This is a genomic window from Cupriavidus pauculus, assembly GCF_008801835.1.
GTDB lineage: Bacteria > Pseudomonadota > Gammaproteobacteria > Burkholderiales > Burkholderiaceae > Cupriavidus > Cupriavidus pauculus.
On sequence record NZ_VZOW01000015.1, the window covers coordinates 63,727 to 82,787 of the forward strand.

At 64.2% G+C, this 19,061-nt stretch carries 22 protein-coding genes; 4 read left to right on the forward strand and 18 right to left on the reverse strand.

All coding sequences use genetic code 11. The features are described 5' to 3' along the window. Positions 1-4: 4 nt before the first annotated feature. From F7R19_RS16615 to F7R19_RS16700, 18 genes are all read right to left on the reverse strand, one after another. Entirely contained in the window at positions 5-1,651 is a 1,647-nt protein-coding gene (locus tag F7R19_RS16615) for an RCC1 domain-containing protein (RefSeq protein ID WP_150981291.1), read from the reverse strand. A 39-nt stretch (positions 1,652-1,690) separates the two neighbouring features. Beyond that, the gene (locus F7R19_RS16620; RefSeq protein WP_150981292.1) at positions 1,691-3,367 is read right to left on the reverse strand and encodes an RCC1 domain-containing protein; all 1,677 of its coding nucleotides are present in this window, start codon (positions 3,365-3,367) and stop codon (positions 1,691-1,693) included. Then, positions 3,364-4,002, reverse strand: coding sequence for a hypothetical protein (locus F7R19_RS16625; protein ID WP_150981293.1), 639 nt, complete (start codon positions 4,000-4,002; stop codon positions 3,364-3,366). The genes F7R19_RS16620 and F7R19_RS16625 overlap by 4 nt, the downstream gene beginning before the upstream one ends. Before the next feature lie 44 nt (positions 4,003-4,046). Then, the gene (locus F7R19_RS16630; protein ID WP_150981294.1) at positions 4,047-4,526 is read right to left on the reverse strand and encodes a hypothetical protein; all 480 of its coding nucleotides are present in this window, start codon (positions 4,524-4,526) and stop codon (positions 4,047-4,049) included. A 10-nt stretch (positions 4,527-4,536) separates the two neighbouring features. Then, positions 4,537-7,164, reverse strand: a complete 2,628-nt coding sequence (locus tag F7R19_RS16635; protein WP_150981295.1) for a phage tail tape measure C-terminal domain-containing protein — start codon at positions 7,162-7,164, stop codon at positions 4,537-4,539. Positions 7,165-7,200: 36 nt separating this feature from the next. Further along, positions 7,201-7,416 carry a hypothetical protein gene (locus F7R19_RS16640; protein ID WP_011886378.1) on the reverse strand — a complete coding sequence of 72 codons (216 nt, stop codon included), beginning with the start codon at positions 7,414-7,416 and terminating at the stop codon, positions 7,201-7,203. Positions 7,417-7,499: 83 nt separating this feature from the next. Further along, on the reverse strand, positions 7,500-7,850 hold the full coding sequence (locus tag F7R19_RS16645) for a hypothetical protein (protein ID WP_102776297.1): 351 nt from the start codon (positions 7,848-7,850) through the stop codon (positions 7,500-7,502). Positions 7,851-7,870: 20 nt separating this feature from the next. Next, positions 7,871-8,809 carry a phage tail tube protein gene (locus F7R19_RS16650; protein WP_150981296.1) on the reverse strand — a complete coding sequence of 313 codons (939 nt, stop codon included), beginning with the start codon at positions 8,807-8,809 and terminating at the stop codon, positions 7,871-7,873. A 60-nt stretch (positions 8,810-8,869) separates the two neighbouring features. After that, positions 8,870-9,301: an acyl-CoA transferase gene (locus F7R19_RS16655; RefSeq protein WP_150981297.1), complete on the reverse strand. Its 432-nt coding sequence runs from the start codon at positions 9,299-9,301 to the stop codon at positions 8,870-8,872. Continuing rightward, entirely contained in the window at positions 9,298-9,960 is a 663-nt protein-coding gene (locus F7R19_RS16660; RefSeq protein ID WP_150981298.1) for a DUF6441 family protein, read from the reverse strand. The genes F7R19_RS16655 and F7R19_RS16660 overlap by 4 nt, the downstream gene beginning before the upstream one ends. Next, positions 9,957-10,265, reverse strand: coding sequence for a head-tail joining protein (locus F7R19_RS16665; protein WP_150981299.1), 309 nt, complete (start codon positions 10,263-10,265; stop codon positions 9,957-9,959). Before F7R19_RS16665 ends, F7R19_RS16660 begins: the two co-directional genes overlap by 4 nt. 4 nt (positions 10,266-10,269) lie before the next feature. Continuing rightward, the gene (locus F7R19_RS16670; protein ID WP_011886384.1) at positions 10,270-11,283 is read right to left on the reverse strand and encodes a major capsid protein; all 1,014 of its coding nucleotides are present in this window, start codon (positions 11,281-11,283) and stop codon (positions 10,270-10,272) included. Positions 11,284-11,381: 98 nt separating this feature from the next. Further along, a complete protein-coding gene (locus F7R19_RS16675) occupies positions 11,382-11,759 on the reverse strand; it encodes a head decoration protein (protein ID WP_150981300.1) in 378 nt (125 codons plus the stop codon). Between the two features lie 27 nt (positions 11,760-11,786). Beyond that, the gene (locus F7R19_RS16680) at positions 11,787-13,025 is read right to left on the reverse strand and encodes a S49 family peptidase (RefSeq protein WP_150981301.1); all 1,239 of its coding nucleotides are present in this window, start codon (positions 13,023-13,025) and stop codon (positions 11,787-11,789) included. Then, positions 13,022-14,548, reverse strand: coding sequence for a phage portal protein (locus tag F7R19_RS16685; RefSeq protein ID WP_150981302.1), 1,527 nt, complete (start codon positions 14,546-14,548; stop codon positions 13,022-13,024). Before F7R19_RS16685 ends, F7R19_RS16680 begins: the two co-directional genes overlap by 4 nt. Continuing rightward, positions 14,548-14,760 carry a phage head-tail joining protein gene (locus F7R19_RS16690; protein ID WP_150981303.1) on the reverse strand — a complete coding sequence of 71 codons (213 nt, stop codon included), beginning with the start codon at positions 14,758-14,760 and terminating at the stop codon, positions 14,548-14,550. Before F7R19_RS16690 ends, F7R19_RS16685 begins: the two co-directional genes overlap by 1 nt. Positions 14,761-14,767: 7 nt before the next feature. Continuing rightward, entirely contained in the window at positions 14,768-16,741 is a 1,974-nt protein-coding gene (locus F7R19_RS16695) for a phage terminase large subunit family protein (protein ID WP_150981304.1), read from the reverse strand. 14 nt (positions 16,742-16,755) lie between these two features. Next, complete coding sequence (locus F7R19_RS16700) at positions 16,756-17,337, reverse strand: elements of external origin (RefSeq protein ID WP_150981305.1); 582 nt, start codon at positions 17,335-17,337, stop codon at positions 16,756-16,758. 157 nt (positions 17,338-17,494) lie between these two features. On the opposite strand from F7R19_RS16700, the gene F7R19_RS16705 reads away from it, so the two are divergent. The 4 genes from F7R19_RS16705 to F7R19_RS16720 are packed head-to-tail and all read left to right on the forward strand — an operon-like array spanning position 17,495 to position 19,055. After that, positions 17,495-17,785 (forward strand): DUF6900 domain-containing protein, encoded by a 291-nt coding sequence (locus tag F7R19_RS16705; RefSeq protein WP_150981306.1) that lies wholly within the window; start codon positions 17,495-17,497, stop codon positions 17,783-17,785. Positions 17,786-17,792: 7 nt separating this feature from the next. Then, positions 17,793-18,365 carry a DUF3489 domain-containing protein gene (locus tag F7R19_RS16710; protein WP_150981307.1) on the forward strand — a complete coding sequence of 191 codons (573 nt, stop codon included), beginning with the start codon at positions 17,793-17,795 and terminating at the stop codon, positions 18,363-18,365. Next, a complete protein-coding gene (locus F7R19_RS16715; protein WP_150981308.1) occupies positions 18,362-18,721 on the forward strand; it encodes a hypothetical protein in 360 nt (119 codons plus the stop codon). Before F7R19_RS16710 ends, F7R19_RS16715 begins: the two co-directional genes overlap by 4 nt. Beyond that, positions 18,696-19,055: a hypothetical protein gene (locus F7R19_RS16720; RefSeq protein ID WP_150981309.1), complete on the forward strand. Its 360-nt coding sequence runs from the start codon at positions 18,696-18,698 to the stop codon at positions 19,053-19,055. Before F7R19_RS16715 ends, F7R19_RS16720 begins: the two co-directional genes overlap by 26 nt. The last annotated feature ends 6 nt before the right edge of the window (positions 19,056-19,061 follow it).

The following is a 19,061-nucleotide window of genomic DNA, read 5'->3' on the forward strand; positions in this document are numbered from 1 at the left end:
CCTCCTACAGAATGACGGGGTAAGGCACATAGCTGGTTTCGCTGTCGTCTTCGGGCAACTGCGCCTCCCCGGCATAGCCGCTGGCCAGCACCTGACCGTCGTCGAGCAGAAACACCAGGCCCTGCTCGGAGCTCGACCCATAGGACGAGAGATCAACCACACGGCGCTGCGCAATGCGCACCAGTTCCACACTGCTGCGGTTGGTGGCGTCGCCCAGTCCGAGTGCCCCGTTGCCGTTGTAGCCCCAGGCGTAGACCGTGCCGTTTTCCAGTAAGGCAGCACCATAGTTGTAGGAACCGGTGCCACCGTGCACGGCTTTCACCACGGTATTGCCCACCGGCACTTGCACGAAGTTGCCGCTGTTGCTGCCGTTGGCATTGCCCCAGTACGCACCCGCGCCACAGGCCCACAGGGTTTTGTCGGCTTTCTTGAGAAAGGTCAGCGGGTAGTCGTAGCTGCCGGCGTAGACATCAGCCACATTGGTCGCCACCTGCACCGGGGTGAACTGATTGGCGAGGTTGCCGTTGCCCAGTTGCCCGTAGTCGTTGGTGCCCCAGGCGTGTAATGCGCCGGTGCTGTCCAGCGCAAAAGCATGGACGTAGCCGCCAAAGACCTTGACGAGGTTTTTACCGGCGAGGCTGCCACCAGCACGCGGCATGGCGACGTTGGCCTGGTTGGTGGTGCCGTCGCCCAACTGGCCGTTGGCGTTGTAACCCCACGAGTACAGGGTGCCGTCGTTTTTGACGGCGTAGTAAGCCGTATAGCGCTCACGCCCGGCAGCGATCTGGGTGATGCCTGAGAGCACCGGCAACTGCACGAAGTTGTTGCGCTGGGTCACATCACCCAAGCCCAGCTGGCCATGGGCGTTGTAGCCGCAGGCGTGCACGGTGCCATCGCTGCACAGCACCAGGGTGCTGTTGAATCCCTCGACGCCGCAGTTTTGTGCCAGCTGCACCACGGTTTTGCCGGCGATCGAGTTACTGGCATTGGCGCTCATGTTGTACGGCACCGGTTGGTTGGCCGTGTTGCCGGTACCGAGCTGGCCATAGCCATTGAACCCCCAGCCCCAGAGCTGACCGTTCTTGTCGATGCAGTAGCCATTGGTGTCGTGGCTGTAATAGAGCTTGTCTGCCCCTGGGAAGCCCGGCGGAAACGCCGTGCGTGCCGGGTAGGAGCGCGCGAAAGTGGTGCCGTCCCCCAGCTTGAAGTTGACGTTGCGCCCCCAGGCGCGAATGCTGCCATCGGTCATGATGAGGCCGAACTGGCGGTAGCTGTTGGGTTGCGTGTTACTGGCGTTTTCTGGCAATTTCAGCGCCTTGGTTCCGGAACGCACGTCGGGTGTCGCCCAGACCGGCACACCCTGCGCGCCGATGGTGAGCACCTGACCGGATTGACCCACGGGCAAGGCGACCAGCTGGTTGCCATCGAAGTAGATAACTTCCCCCGGCAGGCTCGAGACCCCTTGCGTGCCTTGTGCAAAAAGATCCCATGCCGGGGAATTGGCATGCGGCGCCACGCCCGTGGTGACGTCCGCGAGACACACAAAGCTATCGCCGTGGTGGCCGACCACGTCCTGGCGGGCATAGGTGGCGCTGGCGTCATACGCGCCGCGCCAGGTAAAGGCAATCTTGCCCAGAGAAACGGTTCCCATGAACAGTCCTTGAAGAGTGGAGATTGAAATCGGTGGGATTCAGAACAGGATGGGCGACGGCGCGAAGCGATGGTCGCTGTCGTCATCGCCCGTTTGTGCATGGCTGCCGTTGCCAGTGCTCATCACCTGACCATCGACCGTGAGGAAGTGGTAGGCGCCGTTGTGGTACTCGCCACCCTCGCCGCAGCCCATCGCCCCGGAGCGGGAGAAGTCGACGATGGGCCGGTCGATGAGCACGAAGCGGGAGGGGGCGTTGGAGGTGTCGGCATACCCGTGGCCGCACTGCCCGGCCGCCCCCATGCCCCAGCCCACGGCCTTGCCGTCAGATCGGAGCGCCATGGCCGACGACCCGTAGCTGCTGCCGTACAGGCGCAGCTTGGTGACTTGGGTGAGGAAGTCGCCACCGATGGTGGCCCAGGTGGTGCGGTCACTGCCGCCGCCGATGCTGTAGCCGTTGTACCCGGTGTGGCGCACCGTGCCGTCTTGCATGAGCGCAAGCGTCCTGCCATAACCGCCGGAGATGGCGTAGGCGTCGGTCACGCCGTCGAGCACCTTGTACGGAAACAGCGCGTGTCCGGTCCAGATATCGCCGGTGAAACCCGTGCCCCAGCTGCCCCCGATCTGACCGCTGTCATGGCCCCAGCGGTAGAGCGATCCGTCTTCGAGCACCACGCCGTAGGCGCGGTAGTACTGGGCGCCCGCCACCCAATGCCCGTCGGACTCGGAGCAGAAGACTTTTTTGACGCGCTTGTCGCTGCCCCAAGGCATGAGCAGGCGGTGGGTGAATTGGTCGCTGCCAAAGCCACAGGCGTTGGCTTCACCGGCCACCCACAACCGGCCCCGGGTGTCCACCAGGTAGCTCGCGGCATGAAAGCCGCCCGACAGAAAGACCTCGCGGATCGGGGTGTCGAGCGTGAAGGGCACGAGCGTGGGCGTGGGGACGGTGGTGCTGTGCCCCAGCCCGAGGCTGCCATAGCGGTTGTTGCCCCAGACATAGACGCGGCCGGCGTCATCCAGGCAAGCGAACATGCGATAGCCGTACCAGTCGTGACCGGTGAAGACCCGCTTGACCACGGCAGCGGCTGGCAACTGGCCCACCCCATTGACGCGTCGAGGCACCGGATTGGCGGTGGCCGTGGGCGAGCCCCCGTCGCTGTTGGCCCCGGCGTGCCACAAGCCGCCACTGGCATCGATGAAGAAGGTCTCGTCCCACATGCAGGTGATGGACGTGATGCGGGGCGTGCCAGGTGGAAAGGCCACCCGCGCCGGGAATGTGCGGCCAATGTCGCCGGTGCTACCCGTCCCCTGCTGGCCAGCAAGCGCCCGTCCCCAGGCACGCACCGAGCCGTCGTTCATGAGCGCGGCCATGAAGAAGTTGGCGCTGTGGTAGTCGGCCGCCGCGCGGTCGGTGTTCATCAGCGCCGTGGCCACCGTGCCGTTGCGATCGGCCATGAAGCGGAATTCCACACCGTCCACCCCATTGGCGCCATTCGCGTGGAGCACCATGCTGCCGATGCCACCCACCGACACCCCGCCGGTGAGCAAGTGGCCTTTGAGCGTTGCATCCTGCTGGCCCAGCGCAAAGGGCTGTGGCTGACCGTGGCGGATCACCCAGGCACCGCCTTCCTTGAAGACCACATCCCCATCGCGATAGCCCAGGTAAGGCGAGTAGAGGCCACGCCAGCGGTAGCCCAGCGCCGATATATCCAGGTTCACAGTTGCACCTCCAGGGCGTTTTGATGGAGGGCAAAGGTCACCCCTTCGGCCAGGGTCCAGGCCAGGAAGTCTTGCGCATTGAAGTTGGCATCCCGCCCCTCGGTCAGCAGCAACTCCGATCCGTCGCTGGAAAGCGCGAACCCATAGAAGCGAGGCAAAGCCGCGGTGTGGACCAGCTCGTAGCCGGATTCATCGACCTTGACCTTCAGCAGCATCCCGCGTGCGCCAATCAAGGAGTCCGGCAGTCCCACTGCGAGCAGTCGGGCGATGACCTGCTGCAGCACGGCTTCAGCGTCCACCAGGATCTGGTTGCCGCTGGACTGCACCTGGTTGAGCACGGCAGTGGTGTCCGCCACGCCTTGGTCGGCCGAGGCTTGGGCACGGTCGGCTTCGCTGGCGGCGAGTTCGGCCGAGGTGAGCGCGTCTTGCGCGGCGGCCTGGCTCTGGGCCAGCAGGCCGTCGGCGGCCAGGTTGATGCGGGCATCGGCGTCCGCCAGCAGCTTGGCCACGGTGGCGACCGCACCACCCTGGGTGGTCACGGTCTGCGCGGCGGTGCCGTGCACGATGGTGTGCAACAAGGCACTGTCGGCCGTGACCTGCGCGACCGCTTGATGCAAATCGGTTTGCAGACTCATAGAAGTTGTTCCGTGTATGCGATGAATGGATGAATCAGGTGTTGCTAGGCCGGCCACCGAACCGGCAAGGTGACGTGCACCAGTTGGTGCAGCTCGCTGCCCATGGCAAAGAGGTCGTCGGCGGAGAGCTCCAGCATCAGGTTGAGCGCACCTTCATCGAGCGTCGGCCGCTCGCGGATTTCCAGCTCGCCCTTGACGTCCCAGCGCCGGGCCGAACGCAGCTGGGCTTCGAACTGGCGGGTGAAACGGGCTTCGTGCGGCAAGAGGCCCAGGCCGCCGAGCAAGGTGATTTCGAACCACTGCCCACCCTCATCGGCGTGGTACTTGTACCAAGCCTCGAACAGGGCAAACTCGAATTCGCTGAACAGCCAGCGCACGGTGATGCGCGTGGGCGTTTGCCGAAAGCGACGTCGCTGGCGCGCCGGGCCCGATTCCATGTCGGTGCGCAGCACGGCTTCTTGCGGCGTGAGGCCATAGCCTTCGACCGAGGGCAGCGGCAGCGTTGTGGGCCAGGTGATGTTCATCTACACCTCCTCATCGCATGGCTCCGGCTGCAGGATTGAGTCCGTAGCGACGCTCCAGCGTAGGCGCCAGGCCGGAACCCTGCGAGATCGACCGGGCCATGCGCGCTTCCATCTGTTCTACGATGACATCGAGCCGCGTGCTGCCATCGGGCTGCTGTTGCTGCTCGACGCGGGTTTCAACCCCACTGGCGCGGTTGATCACATTCACTTCCACATTCACCTGGGGTTTGGTGGCGCCTGCACCACCCAGTGCCCGCAATTGCCCCGGCGTAAAGACGGCCTCCCCCTGTCGGGCGATGATCGGCACTTCACCCGACACCAGGCCGCCGGTGTGGAAACGGCGCGCACCGGCGAACAGGGTGGCACTCACCTGACGCGATGGCAGGCCATCGGCACCCAAGAGCCCCCCGCTGTGCGCGATATTGGCGTTCACGCCCATCAGGTCACCCGAGCCCAGAGGCAATGCCGCACCGGCCGCCGGCGCAAACAGGCTCATCGCAAAGTTCGCCAACGGCAAGGTGATGGCACGCTGGATCTGGATGCGGATCAGGTCACTGATGATGGAGTTGGCCAGGCTGTTGAAGTCCAGCTTGCCGGTCGTCACAAACTGGGTGAGTGCGTCTTCCATGGACTTGAACGCACCGGTCACGGCGCGTTCGGCCTGCTTGGCGGCATTCGTCGCATCTTCGATATAGGTACGCAAGGCCGCCTTGGCACCAAACTCGGTGCTGCGCTGGTACTCGGCGTTGGCCCGAATCAGGCTCTCCACAATGGGCAGCTGACGCGCCAGGGCGTCGTTGATGGCCTCGATGGTCTGGGCACGCAGATCGGCGTCCTGGATCTGGCTGGCTTCCTTGCGCGCGGCAGTCGCAGACTTTTCGAGTTCGGTGCGGGCTTGCAGGACGGCACGTTCGCTCGCCGACAGATCCAGCATCTCGCGCTGCAGCTGCAAGGCCTCAATGCGCTGACGGTTGCCGCCGATCAGCCCTTCGGTGATCTTGCGGGCGGCCGCTTCTTCTTTTTCGTAAGCATCGAAGGCCTGGTTGGCGGCTTTCTGCCGTTCAATGGCTTCGAGCACCTGGATGTACTGCTCGGCTTGCGCCGCCACCCCCTGGTAGCCCTTGGCCTCGATCTGCAAGGCACGCGCACGCAGCTCGGCCGCTTCGCCTTCCTGGGTGCGCAAGAGCCGGGTGCGCAGCTGGTTGAGGAAGGCTTCGCCCTCATCGGGCTTGGCGGAAGCGTTCGGCCTGGCAAAGGCGCTGAAGTCCAGATTAGCCGGTGGCCGGGGCGCTCGGGGAACGGTCGGCAGGAAGCGGTCGTAGATGGCCTGAACTTCCCGGGCCTGCGCTTCGGTGTCGAGCACAAAGCGCTGGCCCATGACGCGCACCGTGCGGCGCTGCTCGTCGAAGAAGCGGGCCACGCGATCGGTATAGCCCGGGTTCTGGTTGATGTTGAATAGCCGGTCATTGGCGGCACGCACATAGTCGTCGCGTGCCGTTTGCAGTTTGGCGATTTCGGCATCGATCGCCTGTGCATCGAACCCATAGTTCTTGTAGAAGGTCAGCAGTTCGGTCCTGAACCAGGTCTCGATGTCCTTGCCCACCACCGACAGGCTGTCAAAGGGCTGGGCGATCACGCGCTTCAAGAGCACTGCCGACTCGGCGATGAAGGCCAGGCCCGAGGCGACGGATTCCAGAAACGCCAGCGTGGCCTCCCGGTTAGACGTGATGCGCTGTAGCTCATTGCTGAAGCTGCCGGTCTCGGTTTGCGCCAGGACCACCTGCTCGGTGAAGTCGGCCAGCACCGGAATGACGGCCGCGCCGATCTGGCGCTGCACGCCCTCGAAGATGGCCGACAGGCGCGTGAGGTTGTCGTTGAAGACTTCCGACGCACGCGCCACGTCTTCGGACATCACCAGGCCCAGGCGCTGCGCTTCTTCCATCAGCGCGGTAATGCCCTCTCGCCCCTGGTTGAGGAAGGGGATCAGGTTGAGCCCCTCACGGCCAAAGAGCTTGATGGCCAAGGCCGCCTTGTCCGCGCCGTCGGGCATATCGGCGAACTTCTCGGCCAGATCCAGCAAGACCTGCTCGGTTGGCCGGATCTGTCCATGGGCGTCAGTGGCCGCCACCCCCAGCGCCTGTAAGGCCTTGCTGCCTTCGGCGCCCTCGAAGCGACTGTCAAACAACGCGACAGACAGGCGCTGCAGCCCCTTGGTCAGTCCTTCGGTGCTGACATCCGAGAGCTTGGCCGCATAGTCGAGCGCGGTGAGCGCTTCAACCGAGACACCGGTCTTTTGCGAGAGCTTGAAGAACTCATCACCAACCCGAGCCACCGGCATGACCAAGGCGGTGATGCCCACGCCCAAGGCGGCAATGCTGGCGCCGGCGATCAGACCGGCGGGGCCGAGTTTGCCCAGGACCGATCCGAGCACGCCGAGCCGGTCGGTGGCGGCCTGCAGTTGGAACTTGGCATCGTTGGCGGCACTGGACAGCAGTTTCAGGCCCCCAGACGCTGGCGTGGCCGCCGCCTCGATTTTTTTGAGCGAGCGCTCCCCCTTTTCACCAATCTCGGACAGTTCGGCTTTGACCTTGCCGCCGTCGACCACGGACAGGCGGATGGAGAGGTTGCGTTCGGCCATGGGAAGAAGAAATCCGATATCGGGTGAATCGTGGGTCTATGTGTCTTGTTGCAATGTGCTCATCAGGCCCGCCTCGACTGCTGGAAAGAGATCGATTGCCGTCGCGCGATCGAGCCCCGTGCACTCGCAAGCCAGCATCCAGGCATTGAGATCGAGCCCCACCACGCGGCCCTGCGCCATGCGCAACTGGCTGGCACAGATGTCAATCGCACTGGCGGCTTGCCATCCTTCCAGGCTCTCGGGCGCGTTCATGGTGTAGGGGCACTCGGGACATGATTCAGGGCAGGCGCTGCAATAGCTCGGCCCGCCACCGAAGTGCCACGCGGTGCGGGCCTTCAGGCGTTTTTTTCGGAGTCCAGCGCATAGAGGCCGGCGAGGTATTCGCGTTCGAAGGCATCGGCCAGTAGCCAGTGCTCCATCAGGGCAGCGACACCCTCGGGGGTGACGGCAGCGGGTTTGCCCTTGTCGTCGGCCACACCCTCCCAGGCCAGCACAGCCAGCTTGGCCAGTTCGGTGATGAGCGTGGCGGTGCGCTCACCGGCCGCCGCGGTATCGGTGCCGGCGACTTTGGAGGCGGCATGGCGCGCGGCCATGACCAGCGCCGTGGTGGCGGGACGCACCTGCAGGCGCACGCCGGCGGCCAGCGTGATCCAGTGCGGCTCACGCGGGAGATTGAGTTTGATCATGAGAAACCTCGGTCGGGATATCAGTAAGAAGAAACATCGTTAACCAGTTCGACGGTGAACATGCGCGCCACGCTGGTGGCCTTGGCGGCTTGCCATTCGAAGGTGGCCTGGATGCCGCCGGGGCCTGGGATGGAGAGCTTGGGCTTGGGCAGATAGACCTCATGGGCGATGAAGGTCAGCCGGTGATCGGCATCGATCGCGTAGCCAAAGGTCAATTCCAGCGGGGTGTTGTTCGTGGCGGCATCGATCAGCGTGGTGTCGGCAAAGCGCACCTCCAGGTTGCCGGTGAGGCTGGCCACCGTGGGATCGGCCCCGTCGATCTTGCCGTCGGAGCGGATGGTCTCGATGCGTTCTAGGTTGTTGGCATAGGTCAGCTGCGCCGAAACCACGTTTCCCAGCGCCTGGCCTTCTCGCAGGATTTGGCATTGAAACTGGTTGAAGCGCTGCAATTCGCGAATGGCCGGGGTGTCATCCAACGTAGCGGTGCGCCGCACCTCGCCTTGGGCCACCAGACCGACCGTGGCATTCGCGGCTCCCGAGCGGGCAAAGCCCACCTGCAGGCTGTTGACCATGACGCCGGAAGCGACGAACCAGGCCGGAATATCTGGCAGACCCGTTTCCAGGGTGAGGCTGGGCAGGCTCGGCTTGCCGGAGGTGAAGGTGTGGGTCACCACGCCCGTTCCCACCGAGGTGGGCTCGCCCAATAAGGCCTTGAGCCATAGGCCGATGTGGCGCACGTCCAGCGGAACGACCATGTCGCCCTCGACCTTGATGACATCGCGGATCGGCGCACTCGGGTCGCGCCCGAGGCCGATCAGGTCATTGGCAATCAGCCCCTGTTCGGAGCCGAGTGAGGTGGAGACAAAGGGCAGCTGCCAGTAGCCATCTACCGGGGTGCTGCCATAGGTAGATTCGAACGCGGCCAAGAGGCTGGCGTTCGCGCCGTAGGCACGGGCCATACAGAACTCCTTGTGGATGTGATTTCAGATGTGATTTCAGATGTGATTTCAGATGTGATTTCAGGAAAGCGGTCCGGCACTGCTGTAGTGCAAGACCACGGGCAGCAGGCAGGCTTTGATGCCGCTCGTGCCTTCGGGGGCCAGTTCATCGAACTTCGGCTGACCGATTTCGGCGTACTCGACGACACCGGCGAGCGTCCGGTCGGTTTCGATCAGGGTGGCGAGCTCGGTGAGCAGACCGTCCATGCGCGCGTCGCGCGTGCTGGCATCCGGGTCTGCGACAAACAGTTCGATGGCCACCTGGTGCTGCCAGTGGTAAGTCAGTGGCGAGAGCGATACCTCGGGCTCGCCCATCTCGCCGTCGCGCAGAATCGTCATGGCGTGGTCCGCGATACGCTCGGGCAAGGCGGCGTTGCGTTTGACCATCGTGCCCAGTGACAACTGGCCGAGGACCGCGAACAAAGCACCGATGGCGTTCTCTCTTTGGCTCATGACCCTGCCCCTTTGCGGTCGGCTTCATCGAAGCGGTTGGCAATGCGCTGGGCCAGCGTGCTGATCCAACGACGCGCACTGCGGTCGATGTCGAATTTCTTCTTCAGGGTCACTTGGGGGACGAGCAGGAACATCGGGACCGTGACCAGCCCTCGGCCACTGGCTTGGGCCTTTGGTGAGGCAGCGGAGAAGCCGCCGCGTTGGCCTTGGCGGGCACGCTGGTTTTCTGCGACGAGCAGCGACGGTTTGCCCCGGCGGTAGATGAAACGCAGGCGCTGGCCGCGAATCTTTTCCCAAAGACCGGGGGTCATGCGTTTGCCGCGTGGGCCTTTGCCGGCAGCCGGCAGCGGGATCGCCAGCCAGAACCCATCCTTGGAACGGATGGTGGCCCCCTGATCATGGGCGCCGACGATGACGGGCGCCCGGCTATAGACCAGGCCTGCGGCCTTGATGCTCAGTTTGCCTTTGGGATAGACCTCAGCGCGCCAGGTGTTGGCCAAGCGCTGGCCGAGGCCCGCGCCGGTGACCTGGCTGCGCAACTCGGTCTTGAGGCCATCGGTGGCTTCACGGATGGAATGCGTGACCGCCTGTTCAGCAATGCGCACTTCATCGGCCAGCATCTGATCCAGATTGCCAGCAAGTGCCGCTATGAGCTTCATAGCGGTGCTCCAGTCAGCGTCCAGATCAAGCGGTCCCGATCCGCCAGGGGTTCACCCACCACCTGGTAGGTCTGGCCGGCAACAGTGAAGCGCTCGCCCTCGCGGGGAGATGCAACGTCACGAGCCATCACATCGAAGCGGTGGGTGGCCAGTGCCAACCGGGTGTCGCCGAAGGACTCGACCACATCGGCCTGTTTGGCGATGAATCGCGTGGCGATCTCGCGACCATCGGCCAGCCGGTAGGTGCCGGGCACCCCCAGCCGGGCGAACAGGCGCAAGACCGCCCGCTCAAATGCAACTTGCATCGGATCAGGCGGTCAGCTTGATCAGCACGCCCGGGCGGTGACACATGGGCAGCGGGTTGCTCTGGGTGTGCAGGTCGGTGCCACGGTCGAACTGGCGAGGAGCCTGCTTGGCGTACAGCGACTGGCCCAGCGTGTTGACCGTCTCGTTGAAGTCGGCCGGGGCGAAGTAGGTGCCGAAGGTATCGACCGTGCCGAGCGGAAAGGCATGGGCTTCGCCCGCAGCAATGAAGCGGCGGGTACCCAGATCCCCATTGGCCTGCAGGTAGGCGGCTTGGCCCCGGTATTCCTCGAAGGTGACCCCGGCGTAGGTGAAGCCCGAACGCACGTCGTTGATAAGAACCGCACCCTGCTGCCAGTTGGTGTAGGCGGTCTTGACCTCCTTGTGGGTGGTCAGTGCCCGGAAGAATTCTGGTGAGCAAAGCACATGCACACCGGTCATGAATTCACCCTGCAGGGCGTCTTCAATCTTGGTCAGCAGGTCGTAGCAGTGGCCCTTGACCTCGCTGTTGGCATTGGCCAGATCGAAGTTGACCGATTGCGGCGTGATCTGGAATTCGGTGAACAGGTTGCTGATGACGCTGCCATCGGCATCCAGGATTTCACCCTTCAATGCACCCATACGCAGATGCTCGAGCGTGATGGCGTGCTTGTTGCGCATGGTCTCCAGGTGACGAGCGAGCACGCCGGAGATGGCTTCCATCTCGGTCTCGGAGCCGAAGGCACGGATGCCCTGGACCTCTTCGGGCAGGACCACATCGTCGTGCGGGATGTGCGGAATGACGAAGGAGCGCAGTTTGCGTTTGCCACGTTCACCGACCGTGCCGGGCGAGCCAGGCGGCTTGGTGGGCAGCAGGTTGAGCTTACCGGCGTACTCCTCCACGATGATCTGGCGGGTGCGCACCGGCTTGGCCGGGAACAGGTTCAAAGCCTCCAGGCGGCCATAGCGGTTGGGGATGAGGTTGATGGCGGCGGTGAGGCTGGCCATCGAGAATCCAGGGTTCAGAAACGGGTTGTTCATTCGGGGCTCCAGAAATGACGAAACCCGCGCAAGCCAGACGGCCAGGCGGGCTCGGGGGATGGAAGGACGGGCTGTAAGTGGCGAAGGTCAGGCGGATGTCAGGCGGATTCACGCACCAGTACACCGCGCTCGGCCAGCTGCTGCTCGTAGGCCATGCGCTGGGCGCCGGTGAGGGAAATCGGCCAGACCAGCGCGGTCTTGGCCACGATGGCGTGGCGGGCGATCAGGATGGCGTCGCTGCGGTCGGCATGGGTGGCATCGATCGCGTTGGCCAGCACCCCGATGGCGTCCTCAGTGCCGTCGGTGGCGGCGGGGTCGATGGCGTAGTGCTTGCCATCGCTGGCATTGCGGCCGAGTACCGTGCCCAAGGGCAGGTTCTGGCCAGCGGCGATGGTGGCGACGTCCCGCGAATAGCGGTTGGGGGCTTCGTACTTCAACAGGTCGCCGAGGTTGTTTTGTTCGGTGATGGAGGTCATGGTTCAGTCCTTTCTGGGTCTGGTGCGTCAGGCCTGGGCCGTGAGTTTTTTGACGGCGGCCACGATCGGCGAGGCCTCCGGGCGGTCGAGGTTTTGGGTGCCGGCATCCACGGTGATGGTCGAGCGGATGTCATCGGCCTCAGACCGTGCCGCTCGGGCATCGATCAGTACGCGCCGCACATCAGCTTCGGTCTTGCCCGTGGCGATGAACTCGGCCGCGCGGTCGGGGCAGCCGGCCAGCAGACAAACCTCGGCGATGGCCTGGGCAGCCTGGGTCACTTCGCGACGGGCTTCAGCGACCAGCACGGCAGCTTCGTCGGTGCTGATGGTGTCGGCGGTCTCGATCACTTTCTCTTCTTCATTCATGGTCATTTCCTTCTTCAAGGGTGCCGCCTCAGCACGGATGACGCCCCGCACCTGAGACGGCGAATGGTTACGGGCGTTGAGATACGAGTGGAATTCGCTGAGGGTGACCTCCAACGTCTGGAGGCCATCGGCCAGTCCTTGGGCCACAGCATTGCTGCCGAAGAAGAGTCCAGCCTCGGTGGCGCGCACGGCATCAACGTCCAGGTCTCGCATCGCAGCCACGTGCTCGGTGAAGATGGCGTAGAGCCGATCCACTTCGCCTTGCAGCTCGGTCTTGGCAGCATCCGACAAGGGCTCGTGAGGCGAGTAGTCGTTCTTGTGGGCGCCCGCCGTGATGGCGGTGAACCGATAGCCGTCCTTGGCATCCTTGACTGACTGATCGACATGGAGCGCAATCACGCCGATGGATCCGACCCCACCCGTTTCCGTCACAAACAGCCGCTGGGCGCTGGCGGCAATCGCATAGGCCGCTGAATACGCGGCATCGTTGGCCACCGCCCAGACGGGTTTCATGGCTGCTGCCTCGCGCACACGACGGGCCAACTCGAAACTGCCCGAGGCTTCGCCGCCCGGGGAGTCGATGTCGAGCAAGATGCCGCTGACATGGGGATCAGCCAAAGCGGCATCCAACATCGCGGCGATCTCGCCATAGGACGTCAGGCCTGAGGAGGCTTCCATGCCCAGCGAGCGCTTGACCAGCGAGCCGTGGATCGGTATCACTGCGATGCCGTCAGGGGTTGCGGCTGCAGGCGGCCGTTGGTAAAAGGCCATGTCCATGGAAGGCAGCGTGGGGACATCGGCCATGCCGATGCGCTGCCCGACCACGGAGAGAATCACGTCCAGCTTGGGTCGGTGAATCAGGAGGGGCGTCCCGAACAGGCGGGAGGCAAGGTAAGTCATGGTTGGGGGTCCTGGTTGTTGGGTGACGCACCGCCAGACTCAGCAGTCTGTGGATCGCTTGGCTCTGTCGACACTGCAGCCAGCGCTTGGTCATGCCGGGCATCGGAGTCAAAGACCAAGCCCAGTGCATCGGCCCGGGCGTTATCGGCTGCGATCTCACGGTCCACGTCTTCGGCGTCGTAGCCGTTGCCGGAGATGGCCTCGGATCGGCTCATGAGGCCGGCACGAATAGCGAGCTTCATGGCGTTGTATTCCTTTTGCGGATCGACCCAGCTCCAACCCTGCGGAATCCACTTGGCGGCCTGGTAGGTGCGGCGGTCTTTGCGGTAGCCGGGAATATCCAGTGCCCCTTCCAGCACTGCCTGGTCCATCCAGGCCCGCCAGATCGGGCGACACAGTTGGTGCACGATCACACCGTGCTGCAGGGCTTCACAGCGGCGGCGAAACTCCAGCAGGCCAGCACGAATGGAGGAGTAATTCACTTGCGTGAGGTCACCCGTGAGCATCTCGTAGGTGATACCCATGGCAGCGGCCACCGCGCGGAACTGCTGGCGCATGAATTCGGCGTAAGACGATCCAACATCAGCAGGCGCTGAGAACTTGATGTCTTCGCCCGGCTCAAGGATTTGCAGCGTGCCGGGCTCCATGCCCGCGAGCGCCACGCCGTTGGCATCCGCTACCGACTCACCCATCAGGTTGTCTTCGGGCGCCATGCGGGTGATAAAGCCAGCGAACATGGCGGCGGTTTTCTTGCGGACCAGCTCGGCGTCGTCGTACTGGTCCAGCTCGTTGAGCTTCACGAGCGCCCGGGTCAACCACGGCTCGCCCCGGATCTGGCCGGGACGCAAGGGGCGAAACAGGTGGATGACTTCACTCGCATCCACCCGCACCGTGTCCATGCCACCGCCGCCGGCACTGCTGGACATCGGTGCCAGCAGTCCATCATTGGGGTGCGAGCGATACAGGTGATAAGCCACCCGGCGACCTAGCCGGTCGAACTCGATGCCAGCGCGAATGACGTTGCCGCCGGGCAGATCACGGTTCATGGTGGTTGGCAGGTGCTCTGCTTCCAGCACCTGGATCTGGAGCGCCACCGGCAGACCATCTTCTGTGCGGCGGTAACGCAGCCGGACCAGGGCTTCACCGCCTTCGAGCATGGCGCGAGTGGCCAGTGCCTGTAGGCCGTAGAGGTCGGTCAGCCCTGCTGCATCGGCCTGCTCGCACCAGTCCCACCAGAGGCTGTGGATGGCTTCTCGCGTAGCCTGGTCTTGCACCATGCTCTGCGGCTTGATACCAGTACCGATCGCGTTGGCCACAAAGGCTTCGATGCCGGCGGCAGCCCAAGCGTTGCGCCGCACCAGGTCACGGCTCTTGGCGCGCAGTTCGTCTTGGGCCAGCGACAGGGCTGCTACGGCGCCTGGGTTGCTGGGCATCCAGGCCAGGGCGCGCCGCCCGCCGCCGGTGCCGTCATAGACCGGCGTGCCACCGAACATGCGGCGACGCAGACTTTTGAGCCAGGCCATCAGAGTGCCTTGCTCGTGGTGACACGGATCTGGCGCGATTTGGGTGCGCCGGATTCACGAGCCATGGTGGCTTCGACCTCTGCAATCGCGGCCTTCAGATCGGCCACGCTGCGGTACTCGATGCTTTTGCCTTCGTAGGTCACGCGGTGCTCGCCGCTGGCCAGGGCTTCACGCAGGGCCTGCAGGTGTTCTGGTGTGTAGGTCGTGTTCACGTCATCCTCAATTCATCCATTTGCTGCGTACCACCCGGCGCGGGTTGGGTTTGGCACTGCCAGAAGTAACGAGGCCACCGTCGAACTGCTGTTCTCGGGTGGCCTCGGGGGTTGTGATTTGTTTGGCAACGACTGGTGGGTCGGAGCCGAGTTGTTTTTCCAATTCGAGCCAGTGCCGGTCTTCGAACCGGTCCAGTCCTGCCGCCGCAGCCGCCGCCCGGGCGTAGACATAGCAGTCGAGTGCCTCATTGCGCTCACGCATCTTTTGCCACTCGCGGTGGGCAAAGCCGTTGCGGTCTCGCCGGGTGATCAGCTGCTCGGCACAGAGCTGTTGCACGTATTCGGCATCGACCTTGGGCAGGTGCACAAAGCCAGCCGGGTAGATCGGCGTGATGCCGTCGTCAGCCACCTCGGCGCTTTTGCGCAGGTTGTTGTAGAACTCCAGCTTGGCGATGCTGCCGGCCACCGGAAACACCTTGATGCCCCGGCGCAGCTTCTTGCCGCTGGCGGTGGCATCCACCGCTGTGGGGGTGCCGATCAGCGCCGCACCACCGGCAATGCCCTTGATCGGCATCAGCCGGACATCACGCACGCTGCGAACGAAGGCATAGGCCTCCTGGGTGGCGTAGCCGGTATCCAACGCCAGTCGCGCCAGGCTCAGTTGGCAGTCCGAACTGTGGGTCCAGGTCTCGCCCATGAGCTTGGCCAAGCCCGACCAGACCTCGGTACGAGCCGTGTCGCCCATCAGGATCCGGTGCTCCACCAGCCACGCGGCCTTGCCACGCCCGAAGGCCCAGACCGAGACTTCGATGCGGTCCTTCTGCACGTCGGCACCGGCAGTCAGCAGCAGACCGCCAGCGGGCACGGTGCCGATGCGGTAGTCCTCGCGACGTTCCAGCAATCGTTGCCAGTCGGGCGCTTCACCCTCTTCAACCCAGGTCTCACCCAGTTCGGTGTTCTTGAAGGTCTTGATGGCCGACGCCGACCGACTGTCTGACATCGCAGCCGATTCCCAGGCCCGCGCGATCTCGATCCAGCTGCGCCAGCCGACCGGGCTGTAGAGACTGGAGAGGTGAAACCCGGCCGTGCGCCCGGCTTGTTCAGGCGCGCAAGCCTGCCACTGACCGTTGTCCAGCATCCAGGTCTTGTGGTGCTCGGCAATCGGTTCACCACAGGCCTCGCAGATGTAGGCCGCTGTTTCGGGCTGGCCACGTTCCCAGCGCAGCTGTTCAAACCGCAGCCACTGGCGGTGGTCGCAATGCGGGCACGGCACGAAGTAGCGGCGCTGGTCCGACGATTCGAACTCGCGTTCGACCGCACTCGCCCCGGCAATCGTCGGGGTCGAGACGATCAGGATCTTGCGCCGGGCAAAGGTGCGGGTTCGCGCCTCGGCCAGAGAGATCGCATCACCTTCGCCTTCCACATCCAGTGGGTAGCCGTCGACCTCGTCGAGAAACAGGTAGCGCACCGGCATGGAACGCAGGCCCACCGCGCTGTTGGCGCCGGTCATCACCAGCACGCCACCATGGAACTCTTTGGCCAGGATGGTGTTGCCGGAGTCCCGACTGCGCGCCGGGGCGATGCGCTCCTGGATGGCCGGGCTTTCCTCGATCAGCGCATCAATGCGCTGCTTGGAGGCCCGCTTGGCCATCTCCACCGTGGGCCACACCGCCATCATCGGGCCCGGGGCGTGGTGGATCACGTATCCCACCCAGTTCAGGCCCAATTCGGTGCCGCCCACCTGCGCGCCTTTCATGAATACCACCCGCTCGATCGGCGACATCGGGGACAGGCAATCCATGATCTCGCGCAGGTAGGGCGTGCGGCTGGTGCGCCAGCGTCCTGGTTCGGAGGCAGCCTTGCTGGAGAGCACCCGGTGCTTGTCGGCCCATTCGGATACCGTGAGCAGCGGGTCGGGCGTCAAGCCTTCGCGCCAAGCGCGCTCGATAGCGTCCCAGCCTTCGTAATACAGCTCGTCCATGCTCAATCCACACATCAGTCGACTTTGGGCTGCACATCGCCCAGGTCTTGCAACTGTTCGCGCACGGCAGCGTCCAGTGCCACGTGCAAGGCATGAGGTTCCACGCCCAGCCCGGCTGCCATTTGCGCGGAAATGCGCGCTGGCCAGTTGAGCCATGCATCGCGTTCGGCCCGTGCCAGCTTGAATACGTGAGCCACGGCTTGTGCGCGGTCGACCAGTTCGCCTTTCAGCTGTGCCAGGCGCACCTTGTTGGTCTGTGCCTTGACCACCTCGTTGACGGTGCGGGCTTGCAGCAGCGATGTGCCGCCCGATGACAGCGCCGGGGTGGGTGACTCTGCCGTTTCGCGTGGTGGCCGCGCGGAAGCTTGCGGAGCCTCGCGGGCTGGTGCGGAAACCTGCGGAGTCGTTTTGTCACTGGTTACGTCCGCTACCGACCGACGGGTCGGTGTGGTGTTGGCTGCCCACTGGGCATCGGCCACCACCGGATCGATGGTGCCGTCCGGCAACTGGCTGATGCGCCCGGTGTCGATGGCCTTCTTGACGGCCACGTGCGACACGCCGCGATGGCGCGCGTAGGCGCGAATGGACAGTCCCATGGTGTTGATCTACTCAGTGCAAGTGGGTGGCCTCCTGTATGCGGTTTTTCATGCAAAGGCGAGTGAATCACCCGGGATTAAAAAGCGCTTGGCTTCTGTGGCGCACAGCGCGTGAATGCGGATGTCGATTGACAAGCAACTTACCAAGGAGCCCCACATGGCCAAACCCAAGCAACCCACCGCACTCTCCCCGGACGAGATCGAGCTCTTGCTCGAATCGATCGCCCTGGACCACCTGTTAATCGAAACCCTGCAAACCCGCCACCGCGACAGCCTTGACTTCCACGACGTCAGCGTCTGGGGTGTCAAAAGCGCCTTGCAAGCCGCGTTTGACGCCGGGCTGCGCGCAGCCAGTGGAAGCCTGAAGCAGGCCGTGCACCGCACGCGCAAGGCCACCGCAGCCAATCGAATCAGCGGCAACGGCAGCGCTGCTGCCCTGCAAGCGTGAGGGCGCCATGACCATTGCACTCAACCCCAACCAGCAGGCCATCCTGGAGCACGCCGTACAACACAGCGGCGGCAAGATCGCCTGGTTCCCCGAGCACATCAAGGGCGGCGCCCGTGCCAAGGTGCTCGAAGGCTTGTTCAAACGTGCCCTAATCACGCCCGACGGCGATGATTGGGTGGTGGCCGCCGAGGGCTACGACGCCCTGGGCCTGCCCCGACCGGGCGCCTTGCCACCGACCATCACGCTGGACGATCCGGAACTGGAGGCCGATGTCGCCAGTGCAGAGGCCAGTTGGCAGCAGCCCGCCAAGGGCAAGCCGGTTCGCACCCGCGCCGACAGCAAACAGGCCCTGGTCATTGGCCTGCTGCAACGCCCCGAGGGCGCCACCATCGCGCAGATCATGGAAGCCACGGGCTGGCAGCAGCACACCGTGCGCGGAACCCTGGCCGGCACGCTCAAGAAGCGTTTGGGGCTGACCATCACATCAGCTAAGGATATCGACGGTCAGCGGGTGTACCGCATCGAGTCCGCGTCCGCAGGCACCGCTACCGCCACCACCACTGAATCGGAGGCCGCATGAACGCCCGTCCCAACTTGGCGCGGATTGATGAACTGGGGCAGCGCCTGGCCGACCAGGCGTTTCGCACCCTGATCAGCCTCTGCCCCGAAATCCGCAGCGCCAGCCCGGCGCGCCAGGAGACGGTGTGTGCCGCGATGCGCGCCAGGGTGGCGCCAAGCATCGACCGCCTGCTGGAAGACGCACGGCTCGCGCCCTGTTTGGCTGAAGCGGCGTTTCACAACGCCGTGCTCACCCTGGCACTGGTGGGCGTTGAAGCCTTGCAGGCCAAGGTCGTGAGCCCCAAGTACCGATCCAACAGACGAACAACTACACCAACCAGAAAGGCCCGTCATGCCCAGCATGTCCATCACCATTGAACGCACCCCCTTGACCCTCCAGTGGGAGGGCCAAGATATCCAGGTCGAGCAACTTGGCATACGGCTGCCCTTTGCGCGCAAGCCCGAGAACCTCGGGGACATGAGCGCCAGTGGCGACTACATCGTCTACGTCACCGAGACCCGGACCATGACACCCGAGGAGTTCGATGGCTTTGCTGCCAACCTGCTCGTTTCGCGCGACTGGCTGGCGGGCAAGGGTGGCTATGTCGGCCAGGGAGGTTTGTGCGTGGAAGTTCACGCACCCGGACGCCCGTACCTCTATGTCGACCCGTCTGGCGGCGACTACGCCCGCTACGCGGCCCGGCTGGGCTAGTGGCTG

What these genes read in the sequence shown, in the direction of transcription:
- F7R19_RS16615 (WP_150981291.1), bottom strand. Translation starts at nt 1,651, where the DNA reads ATGGGAACCGTTTCTCTGGGCAAGATTGCCTTTACCTGGCGCGGCGCG.
- F7R19_RS16625 (WP_150981293.1), bottom strand. Translation starts at nt 4,002, where the DNA reads ATGAGTCTGCAAACCGATTTGCATCAAGCGGTCGCGCAGGTCACGGCC.
- F7R19_RS16630 (WP_150981294.1), bottom strand. Translation starts at nt 4,526, where the DNA reads ATGAACATCACCTGGCCCACAACGCTGCCGCTGCCCTCGGTCGAAGGC.
- F7R19_RS16635 (WP_150981295.1), bottom strand. Translation starts at nt 7,164, where the DNA reads ATGGCCGAACGCAACCTCTCCATCCGCCTGTCCGTGGTCGACGGCGGC.
- F7R19_RS16640 (WP_011886378.1), bottom strand. Translation starts at nt 7,416, where the DNA reads ATGAACGCGCCCGAGAGCCTGGAAGGATGGCAAGCCGCCAGTGCGATT.
- F7R19_RS16645 (WP_102776297.1), bottom strand. Translation starts at nt 7,850, where the DNA reads ATGATCAAACTCAATCTCCCGCGTGAGCCGCACTGGATCACGCTGGCC.
- F7R19_RS16650 (WP_150981296.1), bottom strand. Translation starts at nt 8,809, where the DNA reads ATGGCCCGTGCCTACGGCGCGAACGCCAGCCTCTTGGCCGCGTTCGAA.
- F7R19_RS16655 (WP_150981297.1), bottom strand. Translation starts at nt 9,301, where the DNA reads ATGAGCCAAAGAGAGAACGCCATCGGTGCTTTGTTCGCGGTCCTCGGC.
- F7R19_RS16660 (WP_150981298.1), bottom strand. Translation starts at nt 9,960, where the DNA reads ATGAAGCTCATAGCGGCACTTGCTGGCAATCTGGATCAGATGCTGGCC.
- F7R19_RS16665 (WP_150981299.1), bottom strand. Translation starts at nt 10,265, where the DNA reads ATGCAAGTTGCATTTGAGCGGGCGGTCTTGCGCCTGTTCGCCCGGCTG.
- F7R19_RS16670 (WP_011886384.1), bottom strand. Translation starts at nt 11,283, where the DNA reads ATGAACAACCCGTTTCTGAACCCTGGATTCTCGATGGCCAGCCTCACC.
- F7R19_RS16675 (WP_150981300.1), bottom strand. Translation starts at nt 11,759, where the DNA reads ATGACCTCCATCACCGAACAAAACAACCTCGGCGACCTGTTGAAGTAC.
- F7R19_RS16680 (WP_150981301.1), bottom strand. Translation starts at nt 13,025, where the DNA reads ATGACTTACCTTGCCTCCCGCCTGTTCGGGACGCCCCTCCTGATTCAC.
- F7R19_RS16685 (WP_150981302.1), bottom strand. Translation starts at nt 14,548, where the DNA reads ATGGCCTGGCTCAAAAGTCTGCGTCGCCGCATGTTCGGTGGCACGCCG.
- F7R19_RS16695 (WP_150981304.1), bottom strand. Translation starts at nt 16,741, where the DNA reads ATGGACGAGCTGTATTACGAAGGCTGGGACGCTATCGAGCGCGCTTGG.
- F7R19_RS16700 (WP_150981305.1), bottom strand. Translation starts at nt 17,337, where the DNA reads ATGGGACTGTCCATTCGCGCCTACGCGCGCCATCGCGGCGTGTCGCAC.
- F7R19_RS16705 (WP_150981306.1), top strand. Translation starts at nt 17,495, where the DNA reads ATGGCCAAACCCAAGCAACCCACCGCACTCTCCCCGGACGAGATCGAG.
- F7R19_RS16710 (WP_150981307.1), top strand. Translation starts at nt 17,793, where the DNA reads ATGACCATTGCACTCAACCCCAACCAGCAGGCCATCCTGGAGCACGCC.
- F7R19_RS16715 (WP_150981308.1), top strand. Translation starts at nt 18,362, where the DNA reads ATGAACGCCCGTCCCAACTTGGCGCGGATTGATGAACTGGGGCAGCGC.
- F7R19_RS16720 (WP_150981309.1), top strand. Translation starts at nt 18,696, where the DNA reads ATGCCCAGCATGTCCATCACCATTGAACGCACCCCCTTGACCCTCCAG.